The sequence below is a fragment of the Megasphaera intestinihominis genome, assembly GCF_040096415.1.
Lineage (GTDB): Bacteria > Bacillota > Negativicutes > Veillonellales > Megasphaeraceae > Megasphaera > Megasphaera intestinihominis.
The window spans coordinates 18,603-38,353 of sequence record NZ_JBBMEU010000015.1 but is presented as its reverse complement, the minus strand read 5'-3'; the positions used below and the strand labels follow the sequence as shown (position 1 = coordinate 38,353).

Here is a 19,751-nt window from a genome sequence, read left to right as displayed (position 1 = left end):
ATTTCATGGAAGGTTTCAAAGTAAGCGATTTCCGGCTGATAACCAGCTTCGCAAAGGGTTTCAAAACCGTTGGTGATGAGCTGGCAGATGCCGCCGCAGAGCACTGCCTGTTCACCAAAGAGGTCTGTTTCTGTTTCTTCCTGGAAAGTCGTCTGGATGACGCCGGCACGCGTGCCGCCGATGCCGCGGGCATAAGCCAAAGCGAGGTCGAAGCATTTGCCGGAAGCATCCTGTTCGACAGCGAATACGTCGGGGACGCCGCCGCCTTCTACGAATGTACGACGGACGAGATGGCCCGGGCCTTTCGGAGCGACCATGAATACGTCGACATCAGCCGGCGGGACGATCTGTTTGAAGTGAACGTTGAAGCCGTGTGCAAAGGCGAGGGCACTGCCGGATTTCAAGTTCGGAGCGATTTCCGTTGCATATACGTCAGCCTGTTTTTCGTCCGGAATGAGGACCATCGTGACGTCAGCATCTTTGACAGCTTCAGCAACGGTCTTGACTTCGAGGCCGGCTGCTTTAGCTTTTTCAACCGATTTGCTGCCTTCATACAAGCCGACGACGACGTCGACGCCGCTGTCCTTGAGGTTCAATGCATGAGCATGACCCTGGCTGCCATAACCGATGACGGCAACTTTTTTGCCTTTCATAACGTCCCAATTTACGTCCTGATCATAAAATACTTTTGCCATAATAACATCTCTCCTTGTGAGTATAAAATAATTTATTCTCGTTGGGATTTAGAGATTCGTCGAAAGAGGCCAACAAAAAAACTCCGCCCCTCACTGAGGGACGGAGTACTATTCCGCGATACCACCCTGATTCCCGGCGCATTACTGCAGCCAGGCTCTCTACAACGTACCAACATACGCGTTTCCTATAACGTGGAAAAATCGTCAGTGCTTAATCTTGCTTCAGCACTTCTCTTCGGGGATGATTTTCAATCGCCATTCATTACCGGCTCGCACCAGCCGCCGGTTCTCTGGGAATGTCCGGACGAACTACTCTTTCCCGTCATCAGATTTCACTATATGCTTTTGCGAGCCTTTATCGTTGTGGCCCGTTTGAAAAGCTTGAACACATTCTACAAAATGCCGTGCTGTTTGTCAATGCTTTTTTGGAATTTTTCCGAAAAAAGTTTGGTTAAACGTTTACTTGCCTAAGATTCTTAAGCCTTGCGATTGCCCAGATACCATTTCACAAACTGCTGAGCAATGCGGCCATTGCGGCCGGAATGTTCCATTTCCCAGCGGACGCCTTCGACACGAAGCTCTTCCGGGTCCAGGGTAATGCCGGCTTTTTTCAGCTCATGGGCGATGATCTGCAAGTATTCATCCTGCGTCGGCGCCGAGTAATGGAGGATGAGGCCGAAGCGGTCCGACAGGGAAATCGACTCGTTCGTGCTGTCATCGCGGTAGACTTCGTCCAGTTCGTCGTTGCGGTCGTGCCACGTTTCCTTCAAGAGGTGGCGACGGTTCGATGTTGCATAAATAAGCACGTTTTTCGGCTGTGGCGTGACGCCGCCGTCGATGGCCGACTTGAGGTATTTATACTCTTTTTCATTTTCATCGAAGGACAAATCATCCAAGAAGAGGATGAACTTCTTGCTGCCGATGTCGCCGAGTTTTTCCATGAGCTGCTGCAGATTGTGGAGCTGGCCGCGCTGGACCTGGATGAGGCGCAGGCCCTGTTCATGGTAGCGGCAGACCAGGGCTTTGACGGCCGTCGACTTGCCCGTCCCGCGGGAACCCGTCAAGAGGACGTTATTGGCCGCCCGGTCAGCCAGAAAGGCCGTCGTATTGGCCAGGAGCTTTTCTTTCTGAGCCGCATAGCCGATGAGGTCATCCCAGGCAAGATGGGGGAAATTCTCGATGCCTACGAGGTCCCCGTCTTCACCGATGCGGAAGGCCATGAACTGTGCCAGTTTGCCCCGGCCGTATACTGCATAATGATGCAGTAAGACTTTCGTCGCTTCTTCTGGCGTCGACGCTGCCATGAGGGCCGTTTCCAGGGTCTGGGCATAGCCGTAAACTTTGGGGACAGCCGGTTCGTAGTTGTCGAGGAAATCGACGCCGAGGAAGTCGGAAGCGGCCTTTTGCAGATACGGCCAGAGCAGAGTCATATCCAAGAGCAGGGCCTTGGTCATGCCCGTGCCGGCCTTGCCCGACCGTTCAATGGCTTCGGCAGCGACCGTATCGCCTTCCCCCAAGAGATAGAGGAAATACCGGCGCAGGATATTGCCGCTGAGGCCCAGCTGTTCCGCCCGTTCCAAGAGGACCGCTGCCGCTTCATGCTTGCCAAAGGGATTATCCCCCTGTTCCTGGACGGCCAGCAGGGCCTTGATGACGGGATCCTGTAAAAAATTGCGGCATACGACGAGGCCGCGCAGACTTTTATTTTCCATGTAGAAACCTCCCTATCAGCTTATATACATTTGAGCCATTATACCGCCGCCAGGCCACGGCAGTCAAGGAAGTTCCGTCATATTTATACAGTAAAAGGTTTTACCTGACTAATTTATCTAACGCAGAGCATCGGCCATCTGGCACATGCGGACGATGGGTTTGACGTCATGGACGCGGACAATCGCGCAGCCGGCCAGGACGCCAGCGACACAGGTCGTCCCGGTCCCTTCCATCCGTTCCGTAACCGGCAGGTCGAGGATCTTGCCGATAAAGCCCTTGCGGCTCGTCCCCAGGAGCATGGGATACGGCAGGCCTGTCAGATCCCGCAAGTGCTTCATGACGTAGACATTCTGGTCAAAGGTCTTGCCAAAGCCGATGCCCGGGTCGGTGATGATCTGGTCCTGGCTCATGCCGGCCTGGTCTGCAATGATGGCCGAGCGGATGAAGAAGCGCTTCATATCCTCGATGATGTCGCCGTATTCTGTACCGTCCTGGTTATGCATGACGACGACAGGAACGCCGTATTTTGCGGCTACAGCGGCCATCTGTCCCGGTTCCGGCGCATACTGGAGGCCCCAGATATCATTCATGATATGGGCACCCGTACGCATGGCATAGTCTGCCGTTTCAGCCTTATACGTATCGACAGAAATGGGGACCGGGCAGGCTTTGACAAGGCGCGGCAAAATCGTTTCCAGCCGGGAAATCTCTTCGGCTGCCGAAATCGGCGTAAAACCCGGCCGTGACGATTCGGCGCCGATGTCGATGATATCCGCCCCTTCGGCTACCATTTCTTCCATGTGCTTCAAGGCTACATCGGCATTATTCCATTTCCCGCCATCAGAAAAAGAGTCAGGCGTATAATTGAGGACGCCCATGACCAGCGTCCGTTCCCCGACAGTCAGGGATTTTCCATCTTTCCAATGATAATGACGAACTTCCACAATAATTCCTCCCAACAAAAAAAGAGATAACGAAGGCGCCCAAAAGGACGCACAGTCGTTATCTCTAAAAAATCAAGTCCGTAACCTGTACGTTACCCGTTCATTATAGCAAAAGAAGCGTATCCTCACAAGTAAACGAAAAATCCAACTACTATACTAGTTAGAATTCCTATTTTCCATAATTCATACTAGTATAATAGTATGAATTATGGAAAACTGTAAAATATACTGGTATAATAGTATAAATAGTTTTTCAGAAAGGATGGGATACCATGATTCAGCGCGAATATTACATGAAACAAATCAGACCGTTCATTAACACGGATCTCATAAAGGTATTGACAGGAATACGCCGCAGCGGAAAATCAGTCATGCTGCAATTAATCCAGGAAGAACTATTATCTCAACAAGTCCGTCCTGATCAAATGATAAGCCTAAATTTTGAAGATTTGGCCAATCTCCCCTTGTGCCAACCCATGGCACTCTATCAATGGATTGCAGACAAAGCAGCTGCCATAAAAGGAAAAATATACATTTTTTTAGATGAAATACAAGAAGTGACGAATTGGGAACGGGTCATCAACTCCCTGCGTGTCGCTTTCGATGTCGATATTTATCTTACCGGTTCAAATGCTAAGCTGCTTTCTGGGGAACTTTCCACCTATTTAGCCGGCCGCTATGTTCAATTCGTCATTTATCCTTTTTCTTATCAAGAATTTATATTAGCAAATCAATTAGACGATACCCCGCAAGCCTTCCAAAAATACCTACTCTTCGGCGGGATGCCTTTCTTAATGAATCTCCATTTCCAAGAAGGCCCATCTCGTCAGTATTTGCAGGATATGTACAATTCCGTAATTTTAAAGGATATTGTCCAACGGAATAATCTGCGCGACGTCGATTTATTAGAGCGCATCATCGGATATGCCCTCAGCAGTATCGGCCACGTTTTCAGTGCTTCTAACATTACAAAATACTTGAAAAGTGAACATCGAAAAGTTTCCAACGATACCGTATTGAATTACCTGAATGCTTGTACAACAGCTTATTTATTCTATAAAATCCCCCGCCAAGATTTATTAGGGAAGAAACTGCTTTCTATCAATGAAAAGTACTATGTCGTTGACCATGGCCTGCGAGAAGCCGTATATGGCCACAATGCCCGCGATATCGACCAAATATTAGAAAACATTGTCTGCTTGGAATTATTGCGCCGCGGCTATACGGTAACGATTGGCAAAACAGGAAATTTTGAAGTCGATTTCATTGCCGAAAAAGGAAATCGAAAATGTTATGTCCAGGTCACATATTTACTCGCTTCACCAGAAACTATCGAACGCGAATTCCGTGTATATAAAGACATAAAAGACAATTATCCCAAATACGTCGTTTCTATGGACGAACTCGACTTTAGCCAGGATGGAATCCAGCACTATAATATTCGTAAATTTTTGCGACTCCCTCGTGATTATTAAATATGTGAAAAATGGCAGTTTGTTGACGTAAAGTAACTTCATGATATACTAAAGATGGTTTTATCTTTATGGTTTCTATGCAAAGGGGGATTCATCATAATGAAAAAAACGCCTGTTATCTTCACCGGTCATGGCAGTCCGATGCTGGCTATCGATGAAAACGACTTGACGCGCGAAATGCAGCGCGTCGGCGCAGACGTTCTAACCAGTGAGGACAGACCGAAAGCCATCCTGGCCATCTCGGCCCATTGGTATGTCCCAGGCACGTATATCCAGAGTGCCGACAAGCCGCGTCAAATCTACGACATGTACGGCTTCCCAGAAGAGCTCTATCAGCTCCAATACCCAGCCAAGGGCTGTTCGGAACTGACCCAGGACGTCTGCCAGCTTTTGGGCAATGACGTTTCTATCGACGATTCATGGGGTATCGATCACGGAACATGGAGTGTTATGGTCCACATGTTCCCCAACGCGCCCATCCCAGTCGTCCAGCTTTCTGTAAACAGCACGTTTACACCGGACCAATGCTTTGAACTCGGCCCGAAACTCGCCCCGCTCCGAGAAAAAGGCTACCTCATCTGGGCCAGTGGCAACATCGTCCACAACCTGCGCCGCGTCGAATGGAACAAGCGCGGCGGCTCCGAAGCAGCCAAACACTTCAACCAGGATATCGTCGATAATGTCATCGCCGGCAACATCGACAACATCATCCACTACGAAAACCACGAACACGCAGCCTACGCCGTGCCGACACCGGAACACTACCTGCCCCTGCTCTATTGCCTGGGCGCCGCCGGAACGGATAAAGCTACACCATTCAATAATACCTGCACCTTAGGATCCATGGCTATGACCGGATTCGTCTGGGCGTGAAAAAAGGGCTTGTCATCATACGACAAGCCCTTTTTGAGTTGTTAGTGGCTAGTGGTTCGGGGTTAGCGGATAGTTTTAAATTTAAAGGTTTTCTCTGCAAACTACAAACTCTGTGCTACAAACTATAAAGTAAACGGGGCCTCGCATGATGACAAAATTCTTCGTGCGACAGCCCCTTTTATAAATTCAACGCGGCCCCATAAACCGATTGCCGTTAAGGTGAATCATGTGATCTGGTTCATCGGCAATCCAAACTTCGGTTTCCCAAGCTAAGTCCGCCACAAAACGTTTGTAGACGGTTACATCAGGAAAAGCGGTAACATAGATTTTCCCGCTCGTGACCTGCTGAGTCATAGCTTCCAATTCTTGTAAGCGTTTAGGACTCATAGGACCCACGGAGGTCACGGCTTCAACAAAGTAAATCCAGTCGACGTCCTTGCAATACAGGATGACATCGGGCAACTTATCATGTTCTGTCAGAGCAATTCCTAATTGTTTCAGTAACGTCTGGTTTTCCACTAAGTTTTTATTAGTCGTATCACCAACATACAAGCAAATAGCCCCTGGTGCAAAGCGCGGTGCAAATTCTTCCAAGATAGCTTTTTGTAAGGCATTATGCTTACCTGGTGAAAAAGTATAGGCCGTCTCATTAATCATGACTGGCATTTTCTGAACGTTTTTTTTTCGATGCGTAAATGGAAATCAGTGATTCGTGAACATCAGTAAATTCTTTCAAAGATTTTTCCCATAAGTCGGTGTGAAAAGTCTGCAAAAGGCGGACTGTTTCCTGAGTCAACCGATAGCGATAGTTGGGACTATTCGTCGCTTTTCCATTATCTTCAATCAAAGCGGCATTGCGAAAATGATGCATAGCCTGCTTTCGGAACGTTTCCCGACTATTCTCTGCATAATCAACTTCATAATTCAGATTAACGAACTGAATTATATCGTGAATACGAATCCACTCATTGCTAGCCTGACACCAGTCATCATCAGGCCGTATATGAGCCAAAGCCAGCAAACTCAACGCACAAATAGGCGTTTGCTGGCGTTCGGGCATCCCAATAGCTCTAAGAATGGCTTGAGCTTCGCTGATTTTTCCCATGTAAAAATCCCTCCAAGATCTGATTGCACGTTTTTTCTGTTATATCGGATTGCTTCAACAATGCTCGCCCTAGTTCTTCAATAATCGAAATAGCTGGAACAGGCATATGATTGATTTCTGTAGCATTGACCTGCGTAGAACCATTGAGTACCCGGTAATATACATCATAAAGGGTAGAATTGAACAAAACATATAGCCCATATACTACATCTTTAGACAATGTATGGTCCGCATTATCAATGAAATTGATTTTATTCTGCGTGCTTATGGTCTGATATTGCGGAAATTGTTCTGCCAAATAAATACCACATTGTAATCGGCGCTTTTCCTCCTTTGCCGTAAACCGCCTGATAAACAAATAATTAGTATTAGGCTGTACCAAACTTTTCCGGGATGGTACTAAATATTCCCCTTCTTTACCAATCGGAAAGCAAATATGACCGTTTTGTATATGCTGGGCAAAAAAGAGCGGTACGGCCCCATCGACTTCAGTATTCCGCAAAGACTCCCTCTCCCTAAAATCAACAGTCAATCCCGTTTTCATTTTCATACCGAAATCTGGCAGGGTATAGGGAAATGTGTTTAACAAGCAGATAGCGTCTACTTCCCGATGATTAGTCATCAAAAAGACATACTGGTCCGATCCGGAAACTACATCCGAATAAGGCAATGAAATCTGCTGTAAATGACGGAAATCACAATTAGCTTCAGAAGAAGTGACCAATATATCCGAAGGAACCTGACGCTGTTTCCGTATCTTGACAATCATCGTTTCTTGCAATACCTGTTCGGTATCAAAGACCTTATCCCGACTGGTAAACAAGTGAATCTGCTCAATCACACCATGGCTGAATAAATATTGGCGAAAGCGCTTGAAATACATGCCACTTGTCCAAGAACGGGGAATGATGTAAACCATTTCTCCGCCGTCACGGACATTAAATAACGACATAGCCGCAAAGAGAAAATATAAATTAGGAGCACCATAACAAATTGCCGGCATGGCTTTAGCTTCAGGCGCATCTTTTCCGATTTTCATATACGGCGGGTTGCCAATACAGAGGTCGCAAGTGATGCCTGATTCTGGAAACAGGCATCCATTGAAAGCATTTTCCTGGCTTGTAATATAATTCAAAGTGCGGAGCTCATAGTCAGCTTTTTTTAAACAATGAGCGGTCACATAACGAAGATTATCTTCTAAAACAGGAATGATTTTTTCATCTGTTTCATAACATATAAGGTGTACTCGTTCCACAGCTGGGATTGCCGAAATACGTTCCAATAAAGCAGCCGTAAGGATACCCGTGCCAGCTCCGGGATCCAATATGGTAATTTCAGGCTGTGCAGGGATAGCAAACAGCCCGGCCATGAACCGGGCTGTTTCTATGCTGGTAAAGAATTGACCACTTTTTTTGCGAATCTGTTTAGGCATGGATTCCATGTAGGCCGCCGTTTGTCGAACTACATACTCTAGCATAAGCCTTCCTTTCCCCGTATCGTCCCTTTTTCGATTTCAAAGAGATGGATCGTGTCTGTTTCTCCAGACAGTTGTTTTTGGACTTCTTCGGCCAGGTGCAACGTGGCATCGGAGCAGGTGAACAGGAATATCTGTTCTTTTTTGCCCAACGAGGCCAGGAACTGGATGGCTTCTTTCTGGCGCTGTTCGTCGAAGCGGACGAGGATGTCGTCGAGGATGAGCGGCATCGGTTCGATTTGTTTGGAGAAGGCCATGGCCAGGCTGATGCGGATGGCCAGGTAAATCTGGTCGCCCAGGCCGCTGCTCCACTGTTTTTCCGGGACGCGGCGCTGGCTGCCATCGACGGCAAAGAGCTGTTTGCCGTCCAGGCTAGCCTGCAGGGTATAGCGGCCCTGGGTCATGAGATTGAGGTATTCGCCGGCCTGGCGGATGACGATAGGCTGGCGGACCCGTTCGTAGTATTCCTGGGCCTGTTCCAGCATGTACTGGGTGTACATATTGGTCAGCCAGTCGTCGACGTCGCGGTCCAGTTCGGCCTTGCGGTTCTGTTTGGCCTGCAGGAGCTTGCCGTATTCGTCGCTCTTGGCCATCTGGCTCAGGCGTTCAATGATACTGCCTCGTTTTTCTGCGACTTCAGCCAGTTTCTTTTCGGCATCGGCGATTTTTTTCTGGTAGTAGTCGCGTTCATCTGTCCAGGTCTTCAAGGTATGGATTTTCAATTCATGGCGCAGTTCGGCCAGGTTTTTCGGCGTCTTGGCGATGAGACGGATATGGGCTTCCGTCTGGTCATAGACTTCTTTGTACTGGTGGAACTGGCGGAAGCGCAGGACTTTGCTGCGGAATTCGCCTTCCGTCTGGGCGCCGGTTGCCTTGAGCAGTTCCTGCTGTTCTTGGACGCGCTGCTGCCGTTCTTCTCCCAGGCTGGCAATCTGACTTTCCCGTTCTTTCTGCTGACGGTCCTGTTCTTTGGCCACTTCAGCCTGGACGCGGATGTCCTGCCACTGTTTGTAGACGTCTTCGACGGTATCCGGGGAAACGGCCTTCTTGACGCCGACTTCCCGGAAAATCTGTTCTGCCGTATCGCTCCAGCGGGAAATGGCGCCTTTCAATTCCAACTTGCGTCGCTTCCAATCGGCAGCGGCCGTCGTGACTTCATGCCACGTATCCCAGGCTTCTTTGGCTTTGGCCACATCGGCCGTATCCAGTTTGCTGAAACTATTTTTATCGCGCCAGCCGTCCCAGGCCGTTTCACAGGCCAGGAGCTGTTTTTTGCAGGTATTGCCATCGGACTGCCATTTTTCATAAATGGCGTCGTACATGACTTTCTGTTCTTTCTGCCAGGCATTCTTCGTTTCCCGCGTCTGCCAGTCCAGATACTGCTTGCGGACGGCGTCCAGTTCCTGGAGCCAGCGTTCGTTCGATTCGTCCGTACTGAGGGTCATTTCCGCTTCTTTGGCTAAGTCGCTGATTTTGCGGTTGACGCCTGCCAGCTGGCCTTCGATTTCTGCGATTTTCCGGGGAACCCGGTCGGCACCGGTACTCTGGCGGACCAGGGAAATGATGGCGATGACGACACAGGCAGCGGCACCGCCCAGGCCCAGGGTCGAATCGAAGTGAGCCAGATAGACAGCGGCGACGCAGAGAGCCGCCAGGACCAGGAAAGCGATGCCGACGAAGGTAAAGGCCTTCGACGAGCCAGCCGGTTCGTTCTTCAGCCATTCCAGCTGTTCCTGTATCTTCTGGCGTTCCATGACGACGTTCTGGATCGTCGCTACGGCCGTCCCGATGACATCCCATTCGTCCTTGGTCTTTTCAGCCGGACCGTCTTCGCCGCTGGCACCGGAAACATTCTTGGGCTTGTCAGCCTGCCATTTCTCTAAATCCTGACGACTGTGGTCGAGGGCAGCGGCGGCCGAAATCCCCTGAGTCCAGTTGACGGCTGCCGGAATATCCTTGCCATCGGTCCAGGACTTGAGCAGGTCGGCTTGTTTCGTGCCTTCAAATTCCCAGTCCATTTCCTTATCTTCATGGTCTGAAAGCTCTTCCAGCCCCTGCTTCCATTCACCGACATGGTGAGCCATGGCGTCGAGCTGGGGGCCGCAGGCCAGCCAGCGGTTCCACGATTCCTGGAAGGCCGGGCCTTTGCGGCTCGTCGCCTTGAGCTTGCGGACCTGTTCGTCAATGGCCTTGATGTTCTGTTCCAGCTCGGCCCATTTCTGCGCGCCGTCAGCCGGGAACTGGGATACATCGGCCAGGGCCTGCATATGCTGCATGGCGTCCTGGCCGCGTTTATAGACATCCCAGGCAGCGATAGGCATGGAAATCCGTTCGATCTGCTGCTTCGATTCTTCGATATCCAGGCGGATGCGGTTCTCGATTTCATGCGTCGTCTGTTCCGTTTCCTGCAGGCTGGCGAATTCATCTTCATCGTAGGCCATGCCGGTAATGCGGCGGTCGAAGTCCTTCTGCTCGTTGAGCAGGGCATTGATGGGTTTCTTGCCCTGCGGCGAAGCGACCAGGAGGTCACCCATATGCTTGGTCACTTCACTGCGGGCCAGGCCCATGCCGATGCCGCCTTCGATGCTGAAGAAATGGCTGCGCACGGCTTCATTGGACAGGATTTTGAAGCCCTGCAGGTCTTCCAGGCCCATGGCAAAAATCGTATCATACGTCTGACGGTCCAGGCCGTGCCACCACAGATTCGCTGGCTCTTCCTGTACTTTTTCCTGACCGTCTGACAGGAAATATTCTTTTTCATTGCGGACGATGCGGTATTCCTTTCCGTCTTCCCGACGGATGCCCATGCTGCCGAAATAGCCCTTCCAGTCTCCGCGCAGATAGCCGAAGAACATGGAGCGGACATATTTCATGAGCGTCGTCTTGCCGCTTTCGTTGCGGCCATGCATGACGATCAGGCCGTGTTCCGGCGGATTCCAGCTCACATTATGGTAAATCCCGAAATCATCCAAATGCATCTCTGTAATCTTCATACTGCTTAACCTCTTCTATGTTCCAGCAATTTCTGTACGCCCAGCCACTTGGCTTTCTCGAACGTTTCCAGCAGGCGCTGGTCCGTCAGGGCCCTTCCATAGGCCCCGAGGCGTTCAAATTCCGGGCGGCTCATGAGAATATCCCGCAGCGCCTTGGCCCTTTCTTCAGGAGCCAGCTTTTCCAGCTTGTCGAAGACATTCAAGTAGTCGCCGACGGAGTCGGGCAGTTTACTTCGTTCGTCCATATTCATCTTGGGACGGGCCAGGTTACGCAGGCGTTCGACCATGACGAAGGCGTATTTCCCCTGTTCTTCTTCACGCCAGCTTTCCAGCCAGTACTGCGTCGCCTCCGGATTGTTGAGGACGTGGTACATACTGCCGGAACCGGTGAAATTGACCGTCAGGAACGTCGGCTTGCCGATATCACGGCGCACTTTTTCCTTGGCGAAGCGGACGGACTCGCGCAGTTCCGACACCGATTCGATACCGTCGATGGCGAGGTCGATGCTTTCCCAGCGGACGATGCTCGTGTCGATGAATTCCAGGTCCGTCGTCCCATACGGTCCGACTTCGACGTAATAACAGCCCCGCGGCCCCGTTTCCGTACAATCGAGGCCCTGCGGGTTGCCGGCATAGACGACATAGGGCTTTTCGCAGAGTATCTCATGCTTGTGGATATGCCCGAGGGCCCAGTAATCCATGCCACATTCTTTCAAATCTTCCAGGGTGCACGGCGCATATGTCGAATCCCGGCTGCCTACCTGGGTATGGAGCATGCCGATGGAAAATCGGTCGCCAGCAGCGCGGTTGAATTTCCAGGCCAGATTGTCCCGCTGTTCGCTCTTGGCATAACTCTGCCCGTAAATGGCCGCTACTTCTTCGCCATCTACGACCAGGGGGACCCGTTCGACAGCATCGGTCGGAAACACGTGGACATTCGGCGGAAAGGGAATCTTCGCCTTCCACGCTTCGAGCGGGTCGTGATTCCCCAGGACGGCAAAGACCTGGATGTTATTCTGTGCTAATTTATGTAAAAGGCGCACGTAATCGAGCTGTGCCGTCAAGTTGTGATCGGCACTGGTGTAGACATCGCCGGTGATGAGGACAGCGTGGACCCGTTTATCAATGGCCATCTGGACGATTTTCTGGAACGCCCGGACCGGCGCTTTCCCGACGATGCGCTGCCACCGTTCATCAATAGCGGAGAGGTTATGGAAAGGGCTCCCTAAGTGGAGATCCCCGCATTGAATAAAACGCAAACTTTTCGCCATTAGTATCCTTCTTTCTCTGACCACGCTCCATGCAACGCCGCTACGGCATCGCGGAGCCTGCAGGTGGGAATTTTTGAAAATGACAGGAGAAATTCTTTATCCGTTTCCTGCGACGGTGTTTCATAAAAAGACTGCATGGACAAGACACGGCAGCCCTGCAGTTCCGCCCGGCGGCGCAGTTCTTCTTCCGATAAGCGGCTGTGCAGGCGGATATGGCAGTATACGCCGGAAACCAGCCGCCCTACGACGATATCCTGACCAAAGGCTTCGACTAAGAGCCGGCCTAAGAGCTCCCCTTTTTCCTGGTATTCCTTGCGCAGGCGCCGTACCTGACGGGCCAGTTCGCCGCTCTCGATATATTCCGCCAGAACGCACTGCTCCGGAACCGACGCGCCCTGGCGGAACAGGCTGCGCCGCTGTTCGTAAAGGGGCATGAGCTGAGGCGGCAGTACCATATAGCTGAGGCGGATGAAAAAGGGCAATACCTTGGACAAGGCCCCCATGTAGACGACACGGCCGTGGCGGTCCAGGCCCTGCAAAGCCGGGACGGGGCGGCCATAATAGCGCAGCTCGCTGTCGTAATCATCTTCGATGATCAGTCCATCCGTCTTTTCAGCCCAATGCAGCAGACGATGGCGGATGCCGGCGGGCATGACCGTCCCCGTCGGGAACTGATGGGACGGGCTGACGTAGACCAGGCGGACGCCGCTGGCTTCCAGGGCATCGACGTGGAGCAGTCCGCCGCTGATGGGAATGGGCACGATGGAATAGCCGCTGTTGCGGAAAATCTCCCGGCCCAGGCGGAAGCCCGGGTCTTCGACGCCGATGCAGGCATATTTATCGTGAAGCAGATTGGTCAGGACGCCGAGAAGAGAAATCGTCCCGGCACCGATGATAATCTGCGACGGCTCTGCATGGACGCCGCGCGTTTCATAGACGTAACGGCTCAAGGCCCGGCGCAAATCAGGGACGCCCTGGTCATCATTGGCCGCCAGCAGCCGGTCTGGCTCCGATAAGATCCGATTCATATATTTCCGCCATATGTCGAGGGGAAAGCGTTCCAAAGCCATGTCGCCACTGGCAAAGTCATAGGCATAGACAGGGCGACGGCTGGCTTCACGCAATACGGGCGCAGCAGCCTCTTCGGTCCGCGCTTCCAGACCGCCCAGGGAGGCCACTTCATAGCGGGCCTTATGGCGGCGCAGGATGTAGCCTTCACTGGCCAGCTGGTAGTAGGCCTTTTCGACGGTCATCTTGCTGATGCCCGCAGCCTGGGCCAGTTCACGGACCGAGTCGAGGCGCATGCCGGCTATCATCCGGTGCTCTTCGATTTCCCGGCGATAATATTCATAGATTTGTACGTAATAGGGTTTGCTGGTAGATTTATCGAGTTGCAGCATCGTGACCTGGCGCCGTCTCCTTTCCCTGAACTACAGATATGGTGGAAATATCTCTGCAATATTATATTGTACCGAAAAAACGTGGCCGTGGCTAGTGGTTCATGGTTCGTGGCTCGTGGTTCGTGGTGGGCCGGCCTGCTGTCACCGGCCTTCGCCTGCCATGGCCGCTGCGACGGCGGCGCCGACTAAGGGGCCGTCCTGGATGAGTACCGGGTCGACGGGAATCTGCTTGTCCCGGCTCACGCCTTCATTCTGGCAGGCCTGCATGGCATCTTCCATCATGAACAAGGCACCGCGGACGTGTTCCAAGAGGCTGCCGTCGACGGCCACGGACTGGGCCGGAACGGCTTCGCCGCCATAAAGATGGCGCAGGATGCCGCAGCTCACGGCGCCGGCCAGCTGGGCAGCGCGGACGAAAATGGCGGCGCCGATATTGCGGACAGGCCGCATCTCATCGGGCCGCACGATGCGCTTCCACAGCTGGCCCATCTTGAGCCGGCACTGCAAATCATTGTCGCAGCTGATGATGTCATTCATAGCGGCTGTGGAAAACACCGGGAGCTGGCGAGTCTTGAAATAAGACAGCAAGGTCTGCCGGAAGATTTCCGCTGCATAGGCACCGCCTGTCATCTTTTCCATCCGATGCTGACCGGGCTGGGCCGACAGGGCGTCGACTGCCTTGTCCCAGCGATTGCGTATGAGGCCGCCATAGTCGCCGGCTTCCAGATTGACGATCATATCCCAGGCCGGCTCATAGTAGCAGGCGTTGAAGCCCGTCCCGCAGACGAGGCCCAGGCGGACCCGTTCCAGCGTATACGCTGCCGACAACAGCAGGGCCGTCGTGTCATTGACCAGGGCCACCGGTTCGACAGCCCTAAAGCCCTGACGGGCCAGGGCCTGTTTGAGCATGGCGTTGACCCATTCGCCTTCCACACCGGGAACGGCAATTTCTTTCGACCACGACAGGAGCCGGCCATCGCGCAGGTCCTGCCGCTCTATAGCAAAGGAAAAGGTATGGCCCAGGGTATAGGCCTGCTGCCCATGGGCAACCTGACCGACGAGGCGGGCCAGGAAATCGAAAAGCTCCCCAGCCGTCGTCGCCGAAGAGAGATAGTCGTACTGGCCAGGCAGCCGGAGCGGCTGGCAGACCTTCTTTTCGATGAGGTAACAGTGCCGGCCCAACAGGCGGATCCGCGCAGCCCTTGCGTTCGTACCGCCGAAATCCAGGACCAGATAGACACCGCGCTCCTCACCGCCAGGCAGGGACACATACGACTTCAGGGCTGATACGGTCGCTCCCGGCTTTCCCTGCAGGGCCCGTTCCATGTCGTCTGCAAAATCGCGGGAAATCTGCTGCAGCCGCTCGTCGGTCAAATAAAAATAACGGGCAATATTCATCCAGTCCATCCGTTCTTCCATGGCAGTGATCACACCTCTCGTAAAATCATAACTTTATTATACTATAGTTTTTCGGCCTTTGTCGTCTTCCCCGGTCATTTCTCTCAAGACAGTTCATTATCAACGGTTGACTTTTTGTGACAATAGGCTATAATCATAGGCAGAGTGAGACCGAATCACAAGGGTCGCACGAAGGGGTACACCACCTTGGGTGTAATTCTTCGTGCGACCCTTTTTTCATTTGAGAGAAAGGAGGACCTCCATGGTACGGATCAACGGCAAAGACATCGAAGCGGCCGGCCAGAACCTGCTCGCTTACCTGACCGACCAGGAATATCGTACAGACCGCATCGCCATCGAGCTGAACGGTGATATCGTATCGCGCAAGGATTACGATAAAGTGACTTTGAAAGACGGCGATTCCATGGAAATCGTACACTTCGTCGGCGGGGGCTGATTCCCTGCGGCAAAGCAGTCATGAACTCATCTATCATTATAAAAGGAGTGTTTCCCAATGGAAAAAAAAGATACCCTGGTCCTTGGCGGCCACGAATTCACATCGCGTTTCATCTTAGGTTCCGGTAAATTCTCTGTCGACCTCATCAAGGCCGCTGTCGAACAAGGCGGTGCCCAGATGGTAACCATGGCCCTGCGCCGCGTCGAAGCCGGCCAGAAAGACAATATCCTCGACTATATCCCGAAAGATGTCACCCTGCTCCCCAATACGTCCAGTGCCCGCAATGCCGACGAAGCCGTCCGCATCGCCCACTTGTCCCGTGAAGTCGGCTGCGGCGATTTCATCAAGATTGAAGTCATGCGCGACTCCAAATATCTCCTGCCGGACAACAACGAAACCATCAAAGCTACGGAAATTTTGGCTAAAGAAGGCTTCGTCGTCCTGCCGTACATGTATCCGGACCTCTACGCCGCCCGTGCCCTGGCTGACGCCGGCGCTGCTGCCATCATGCCTCTGGCTTCGCCTATCGGCACAAACAAAGGCTTGTCGACGAAAGATTTCATCCAGATCCTCATCGACGAAGTCGACCTGCCGGTCATTGTCGACGCCGGTATCGGCCGTCCGTCCCAGGCCTGCGAAGCCATGGAAATGGGCGCCGCTGCTATCATGGCCAACACCGCCGTCGCTACGGCTGGCGACCTGCCTCTCATGGCCAAAGCCTTCGGTGAAGCCATCCGTGCCGGCCGCAATGCTTACCTTGCCGGCTTGGGCCGCGTCCGCGAAACGGCTTCGGCTTCGGATCCGCTGACGGGATTCTTAGGAGACTGAGGAGGAATCGAACATGACGGAAGAAACTAAAACTATCGATCAGAGCAAACTCATCGACCACATGAAATATTTACCGGGCATGGAAGTCATCGACTCGGATATGCTCGACCAGGTCGTCGCCATCCGCAATTCCTTCAACAATGACGACTTCACTGATAAAGACGTCCGCCTGGCCCTGTCGAAAGAACATCTGGACCCGCGGGACTTCATGGCCCTCTTATCGACGGCCGCTGCACCGTTCCTGGAAGAAATGGCCCAGAAAGCCCATCTGGTCACGCGGCGCCATTTCGGCAACAACATCACCATCCTGACGCCGATCTATTTCGCCAACTACTGCGATAACTACTGCATCTACTGCGGCTTCAACTCGCACAACAAGATCAAGCGCGCCCGCCTGACGGACGAAGAACTCCACCGCGAATGTAAGAACATCGCCGATACGGGTATCGAAGAAGTCATCATGCTCACCGGCGAAAGCCCGAAGATGAGCGATATCAAATACATCGGCAACGCCGTCAAGATCGCCAGCCAGTATTTCCGGGTCATCAACATGGAAATCTACCCGGTCAATTCGGAAGACTACAAATATCTCCACGAATGTGGCGCCGACTACGTCACGGTCTTCCAGGAAACGTACAATTCAGACAAGTACGCTACCCTTCACCTGGCCGGTCACAAGCGCATCTTCCCGTACCGCTTCTACTCCCAGGAACGGGCCATCCTCGGCGGCATGCGCGGCGTCGGCTTCGCAGCCCTCTTAGGCCTGGACGACTACCAGAAAGATGCCCTGGCAACGGGGATGCACGCATGGCTCATGCAGCGTAAGTACCCGCATGCCGAAATTTCCCTGTCCTGTCCGCGCCTGTGCCCGATCATCAATAACGATAAGATCAACCCGAAGGACGTAGACGAACGGAAACTGACGCAGATCATCTGCGCCTACCGTCTGTTCATGCCTTACGCCTGCATCGTCGTATCGAGCCGTGAAAGCGCCCGCTACCGCAACGCCATCATGAAAATCGCCGCTACCAAAGTATCGGCCAGCGTCTGCGTCGGCATCGGCGGCCATCTGGAAAATGACGGCTCCGAAATGGGTGACGAACAGTTCGAAATCACTGACGGCCGGTCCTTTGACCAGATGTACTCCGACATCAAGGGCATGGGCCTGCAGCCTGTCACCAGTGAGTATATTTATTTGTAAACCATCTAACGTAATCCATTACCAATCCTATAAAATGTATATGACAAAAACGGTCCGGGACCCAATCCACCCCGAACCGTTTTTGTCATATATCTTCTCGTTTTAGGGCGTTAAACTCATATAGAACATTTATTATATTCTATTGGTATAATTGTTGACGTTAGTATGAGATTCATGTATAGTTATATATATAAAATACTCTAATATTCAGGTGATAAATCGTGTTAAAAGTAGCTGCAATTACAAATCACGAATTGGCTTCGACGAACTACTGGGATCAGCTCGAGCAAATCGCCGCATCCGATGTAGATTTCATCGTCCTTCGTGAAAAAAACCTTTCTGAAGAAGAATACACGGACTATGCGAAACGGGCCCTGCGCCTGTGCAGCATCCATCAGAAGACGTGTATCCTCCAGCATTTCGGAAAGGCTGCTATCCGTCTTCATATTCCCCGTTTCCAGTGCTCTCTGCCTTATTTGGAAACCCATTCGTCCCTGCTCTATTACATGACGACCCTCGGCGTCTCCGTACACACCGTCGAAGAAGCCGTCAAAGCCGAACAGCTCGGCGCTACGTACCTCATGGCCAGCCACGTCTTCCCGACAGCCTGCAAGCCGTCGGATCCGCCTATCGGCGTCGACACGGTCGAAGCCATCTGCAAGGCCGTCAAGATTCCGGTCTATGCCTTAGGCGGCGTTACGCCGAAGACCATCTCTCAGCTCCAGGACGTCCCCATCAAAGGCGTCGCCCTCATGTCGGGCCTCATGACCTGCCCGGACGTACCGGGATATTTAAAAGAATTGCGTGCCTAAAGAGAAGGGATGACCGTAATGACCCAGGCTTATATCATCATCGATATGCAGAATGATTTCATCGACGGCGCCCTGGGAAGCGCTCAGGCTCAAGCCGTCGTCCCCCGCATCGAGGCCAAGATCGTGGCCAGCAAAAAGGATGCCGACCAGGAAACGGACCTGATTTTCACCCAGGACACCCACGACGAGGCCTACAGCGAAACCCAGGAAGGCCGGAAACTTCCCGTTCCACACTGCCTGAAAGACACGCGGGGCTGGCGCATCTGCAAACAGCTCCTGCCGTACACCATGTGGGCCACCATCCTGGAAAAGCCATCCTTTGGCTGTCCGGCCCTGGTCGATGAAGTACGCGACTACGACCGGCTGGTATTGATGGGCTTGTGCACGGACATCTGCGTCATCGCCAATGCCATGCTGCTCAAAGCCTTCTACCCGGAAAAGGAAATCATCGTCGACAGCACATGCTGTGCCGGTTCGACACCAGAAAACCACGAAAGAGCATTACAGGCCATGAAAGCCTGCCAAATCGATATTGTATAAAAAAAGGCTTGTCGCACGTGCGACAAGCCTTTTTCTGTAGGGGCGCCACGCGGGGCGCCCGCTCATGCCAATTGTTCACGGAATTCTTACATATATCTGGCGGGCTCGCCACGTGCGAGCCCCTACGAACCTGCAGCCTCTTAACTGATGATTCCCGTGATTTCGGCTTTGGTCTGGTTGTTGTTGATTTTCTTTTCATAGCCTTTCAGGACCAGGCAGCCGATGATGCCGCCTGCAATCATGCCGGCAAAGGCCGTCATTTCCGGTTTGACCTGCCATGATTCTCCCAGCAGGTAGCCTGCGACGCCACAGACGATGATGAGCAGCAAGGGGACGCCGAAGCAGATGATGCCCTTGACGCCCATGCCGGCGTCGGGGATGTTGAACTGTACATACTGTCCCTTTTTGGCCCCGATGGGGTTCACAGCATCGATGACGACATTGTCCGCGCACATGCTGTCGCTGCACGGCGAATATAGATTATTGCGGTTGGTCTGGATTTTGGCCAGGCCATTCGGGCAGACTTCTTCGACGACGCCCGTTCCAGTTCTCATAATAAAATACCTCTCTTT

18 protein-coding genes and 1 other annotated feature are annotated in these 19,751 nt (G+C 52.4%); of the genes, 7 read left to right on the top strand and 11 right to left on the bottom strand.

Annotated elements, in window-relative coordinates:
• The 3 genes from ilvC to folP all read right to left on the bottom strand — a co-directional run.
• Nucleotides 1-695: ketol-acid reductoisomerase (gene ilvC, locus WMO23_RS03925; protein WP_349173295.1), on the bottom strand; the 695-nt coding region annotated here is incomplete at its 3' end.
• Nucleotides 696-788: 93 nt separating this feature from the next.
• Nucleotides 789-1,030 (bottom strand) — a binding site (T-box leader).
• 141 nt (nt 1,031-1,171) lie between these two features.
• Complete coding sequence (locus WMO23_RS03920; protein WP_303267835.1) at nt 1,172-2,407, bottom strand: ATP-binding protein; 1,236 nt, start codon at nt 2,405-2,407, stop codon at nt 1,172-1,174.
• A gap of 117 nt (nt 2,408-2,524) precedes the next feature.
• On the bottom strand, nt 2,525-3,352 hold the full coding sequence (gene folP, locus WMO23_RS03915) for a dihydropteroate synthase (RefSeq protein ID WP_020310614.1): 828 nt from the start codon (nt 3,350-3,352) through the stop codon (nt 2,525-2,527).
• A gap of 272 nt (nt 3,353-3,624) precedes the next feature.
• On the opposite strand from folP, the gene WMO23_RS03910 reads away from it, so the two are divergent.
• Both WMO23_RS03910 and ygiD read left to right on the top strand, forming a co-directional pair.
• Nucleotides 3,625-4,827, top strand: a complete 1,203-nt coding sequence (locus WMO23_RS03910) for an ATP-binding protein (protein ID WP_020310615.1) — start codon at nt 3,625-3,627, stop codon at nt 4,825-4,827.
• 99 nt (nt 4,828-4,926) lie between these two features.
• Complete coding sequence (ygiD, locus tag WMO23_RS03905) at nt 4,927-5,700, top strand: 4,5-DOPA-extradiol-dioxygenase (protein WP_303267834.1); 774 nt, start codon at nt 4,927-4,929, stop codon at nt 5,698-5,700.
• Between the two features lie 186 nt (nt 5,701-5,886).
• Here the strand turns inward: ygiD and WMO23_RS03900 are convergent, their stop codons facing one another.
• The 7 genes from WMO23_RS03900 to WMO23_RS03870 all read right to left on the bottom strand — a co-directional run bounded on the left by WMO23_RS03900 (nt 5,887) and on the right by WMO23_RS03870 (nt 15,362).
• The gene (locus WMO23_RS03900) at nt 5,887-6,357 is read right to left on the bottom strand and encodes a BsuBI/PstI family type II restriction endonuclease (protein WP_239639627.1); all 471 of its coding nucleotides are present in this window, start codon (nt 6,355-6,357) and stop codon (nt 5,887-5,889) included.
• Nucleotides 6,350-6,805, bottom strand: a complete 456-nt coding sequence (locus WMO23_RS03895) for a hypothetical protein (RefSeq protein ID WP_239639628.1) — start codon at nt 6,803-6,805, stop codon at nt 6,350-6,352. Before WMO23_RS03895 ends, WMO23_RS03900 begins: the two co-directional genes overlap by 8 nt.
• Nucleotides 6,771-8,282 (bottom strand): Eco57I restriction-modification methylase domain-containing protein, encoded by a 1,512-nt coding sequence (locus WMO23_RS03890; protein ID WP_303267833.1) that lies wholly within the window; start codon nt 8,280-8,282, stop codon nt 6,771-6,773. Before WMO23_RS03890 ends, WMO23_RS03895 begins: the two co-directional genes overlap by 35 nt.
• Complete coding sequence (locus tag WMO23_RS03885) at nt 8,276-11,272, bottom strand: ATP-binding protein (protein WP_020310618.1); 2,997 nt, start codon at nt 11,270-11,272, stop codon at nt 8,276-8,278. The genes WMO23_RS03890 and WMO23_RS03885 overlap by 7 nt, the downstream gene beginning before the upstream one ends.
• Nucleotides 11,273-11,277: 5 nt before the next feature.
• Nucleotides 11,278-12,543 carry a metallophosphoesterase family protein gene (locus WMO23_RS03880; protein ID WP_020310619.1) on the bottom strand — a complete coding sequence of 422 codons (1,266 nt, stop codon included), beginning with the start codon at nt 12,541-12,543 and terminating at the stop codon, nt 11,278-11,280.
• Nucleotides 12,543-13,943: a MocR-like pyridoxine biosynthesis transcription factor PdxR gene (gene pdxR, locus WMO23_RS03875; protein WP_292106904.1), complete on the bottom strand. Its 1,401-nt coding sequence runs from the start codon at nt 13,941-13,943 to the stop codon at nt 12,543-12,545. Before pdxR ends, WMO23_RS03880 begins: the two co-directional genes overlap by 1 nt.
• Before the next feature lie 141 nt (nt 13,944-14,084).
• A complete protein-coding gene (locus WMO23_RS03870; RefSeq protein ID WP_292282209.1) occupies nt 14,085-15,362 on the bottom strand; it encodes a hexokinase family protein in 1,278 nt (425 codons plus the stop codon).
• Nucleotides 15,363-15,603: 241 nt separating this feature from the next.
• Here WMO23_RS03870 and thiS point away from each other — a divergent pair, with 241 nt between their 5' ends.
• From thiS to WMO23_RS03845, 5 genes are all read left to right on the top strand, one after another.
• Nucleotides 15,604-15,798 (top strand): sulfur carrier protein ThiS, encoded by a 195-nt coding sequence (gene thiS / locus WMO23_RS03865; RefSeq protein WP_020310622.1) that lies wholly within the window; start codon nt 15,604-15,606, stop codon nt 15,796-15,798.
• 57 nt (nt 15,799-15,855) lie between these two features.
• Entirely contained in the window at nt 15,856-16,626 is a 771-nt protein-coding gene (locus WMO23_RS03860; RefSeq protein WP_020310623.1) for a thiazole synthase, read from the top strand.
• A gap of 13 nt (nt 16,627-16,639) precedes the next feature.
• Nucleotides 16,640-17,827, top strand: coding sequence for a 2-iminoacetate synthase ThiH (thiH, locus tag WMO23_RS03855; protein WP_020310624.1), 1,188 nt, complete (start codon nt 16,640-16,642; stop codon nt 17,825-17,827).
• Nucleotides 17,828-18,048: 221 nt separating this feature from the next.
• The gene (locus tag WMO23_RS03850) at nt 18,049-18,639 is read left to right on the top strand and encodes a thiamine phosphate synthase (RefSeq protein WP_020310625.1); all 591 of its coding nucleotides are present in this window, start codon (nt 18,049-18,051) and stop codon (nt 18,637-18,639) included.
• Between the two features lie 18 nt (nt 18,640-18,657).
• Complete coding sequence (locus tag WMO23_RS03845) at nt 18,658-19,179, top strand: cysteine hydrolase family protein (RefSeq protein WP_020310626.1); 522 nt, start codon at nt 18,658-18,660, stop codon at nt 19,177-19,179.
• 140 nt (nt 19,180-19,319) lie between these two features.
• Here the strand turns inward: WMO23_RS03845 and WMO23_RS03840 are convergent, their stop codons facing one another.
• Nucleotides 19,320-19,733 carry a SoxR reducing system RseC family protein gene (locus WMO23_RS03840; protein ID WP_020310627.1) on the bottom strand — a complete coding sequence of 138 codons (414 nt, stop codon included), beginning with the start codon at nt 19,731-19,733 and terminating at the stop codon, nt 19,320-19,322.
• Nucleotides 19,734-19,751: the final 18 nt, after the last annotated feature.

Coding starts and splice junctions, on each gene's coding strand:
- thiS (WP_020310622.1), top strand. CDS start 15,604: ATGGTACGGATCAACGGCAAAGACATCGAAGCGGCCGGCCAGAACCTG.
- WMO23_RS03880 (WP_020310619.1), bottom strand. CDS start 12,543: ATGGCGAAAAGTTTGCGTTTTATTCAATGCGGGGATCTCCACTTAGGG.
- WMO23_RS03890 (WP_303267833.1), bottom strand. CDS start 8,282: ATGCTAGAGTATGTAGTTCGACAAACGGCGGCCTACATGGAATCCATG.
- WMO23_RS03845 (WP_020310626.1), top strand. CDS start 18,658: ATGACCCAGGCTTATATCATCATCGATATGCAGAATGATTTCATCGAC.
- pdxR (WP_292106904.1), bottom strand. CDS start 13,943: ATGCTGCAACTCGATAAATCTACCAGCAAACCCTATTACGTACAAATC.
- WMO23_RS03895 (WP_239639628.1), bottom strand. CDS start 6,805: ATGGGAAAAATCAGCGAAGCTCAAGCCATTCTTAGAGCTATTGGGATG.
- WMO23_RS03910 (WP_020310615.1), top strand. CDS start 3,625: ATGATTCAGCGCGAATATTACATGAAACAAATCAGACCGTTCATTAAC.
- WMO23_RS03870 (WP_292282209.1), bottom strand. CDS start 15,362: ATGGAAGAACGGATGGACTGGATGAATATTGCCCGTTATTTTTATTTG.
- thiH (WP_020310624.1), top strand. CDS start 16,640: ATGACGGAAGAAACTAAAACTATCGATCAGAGCAAACTCATCGACCAC.
- ygiD (WP_303267834.1), top strand. CDS start 4,927: ATGAAAAAAACGCCTGTTATCTTCACCGGTCATGGCAGTCCGATGCTG.
- WMO23_RS03885 (WP_020310618.1), bottom strand. CDS start 11,272: ATGAAGATTACAGAGATGCATTTGGATGATTTCGGGATTTACCATAAT.
- WMO23_RS03860 (WP_020310623.1), top strand. CDS start 15,856: ATGGAAAAAAAAGATACCCTGGTCCTTGGCGGCCACGAATTCACATCG.
- WMO23_RS03840 (WP_020310627.1), bottom strand. CDS start 19,733: ATGAGAACTGGAACGGGCGTCGTCGAAGAAGTCTGCCCGAATGGCCTG.
- WMO23_RS03900 (WP_239639627.1), bottom strand. CDS start 6,357: ATGATTAATGAGACGGCCTATACTTTTTCACCAGGTAAGCATAATGCC.
- WMO23_RS03920 (WP_303267835.1), bottom strand. CDS start 2,407: ATGGAAAATAAAAGTCTGCGCGGCCTCGTCGTATGCCGCAATTTTTTA.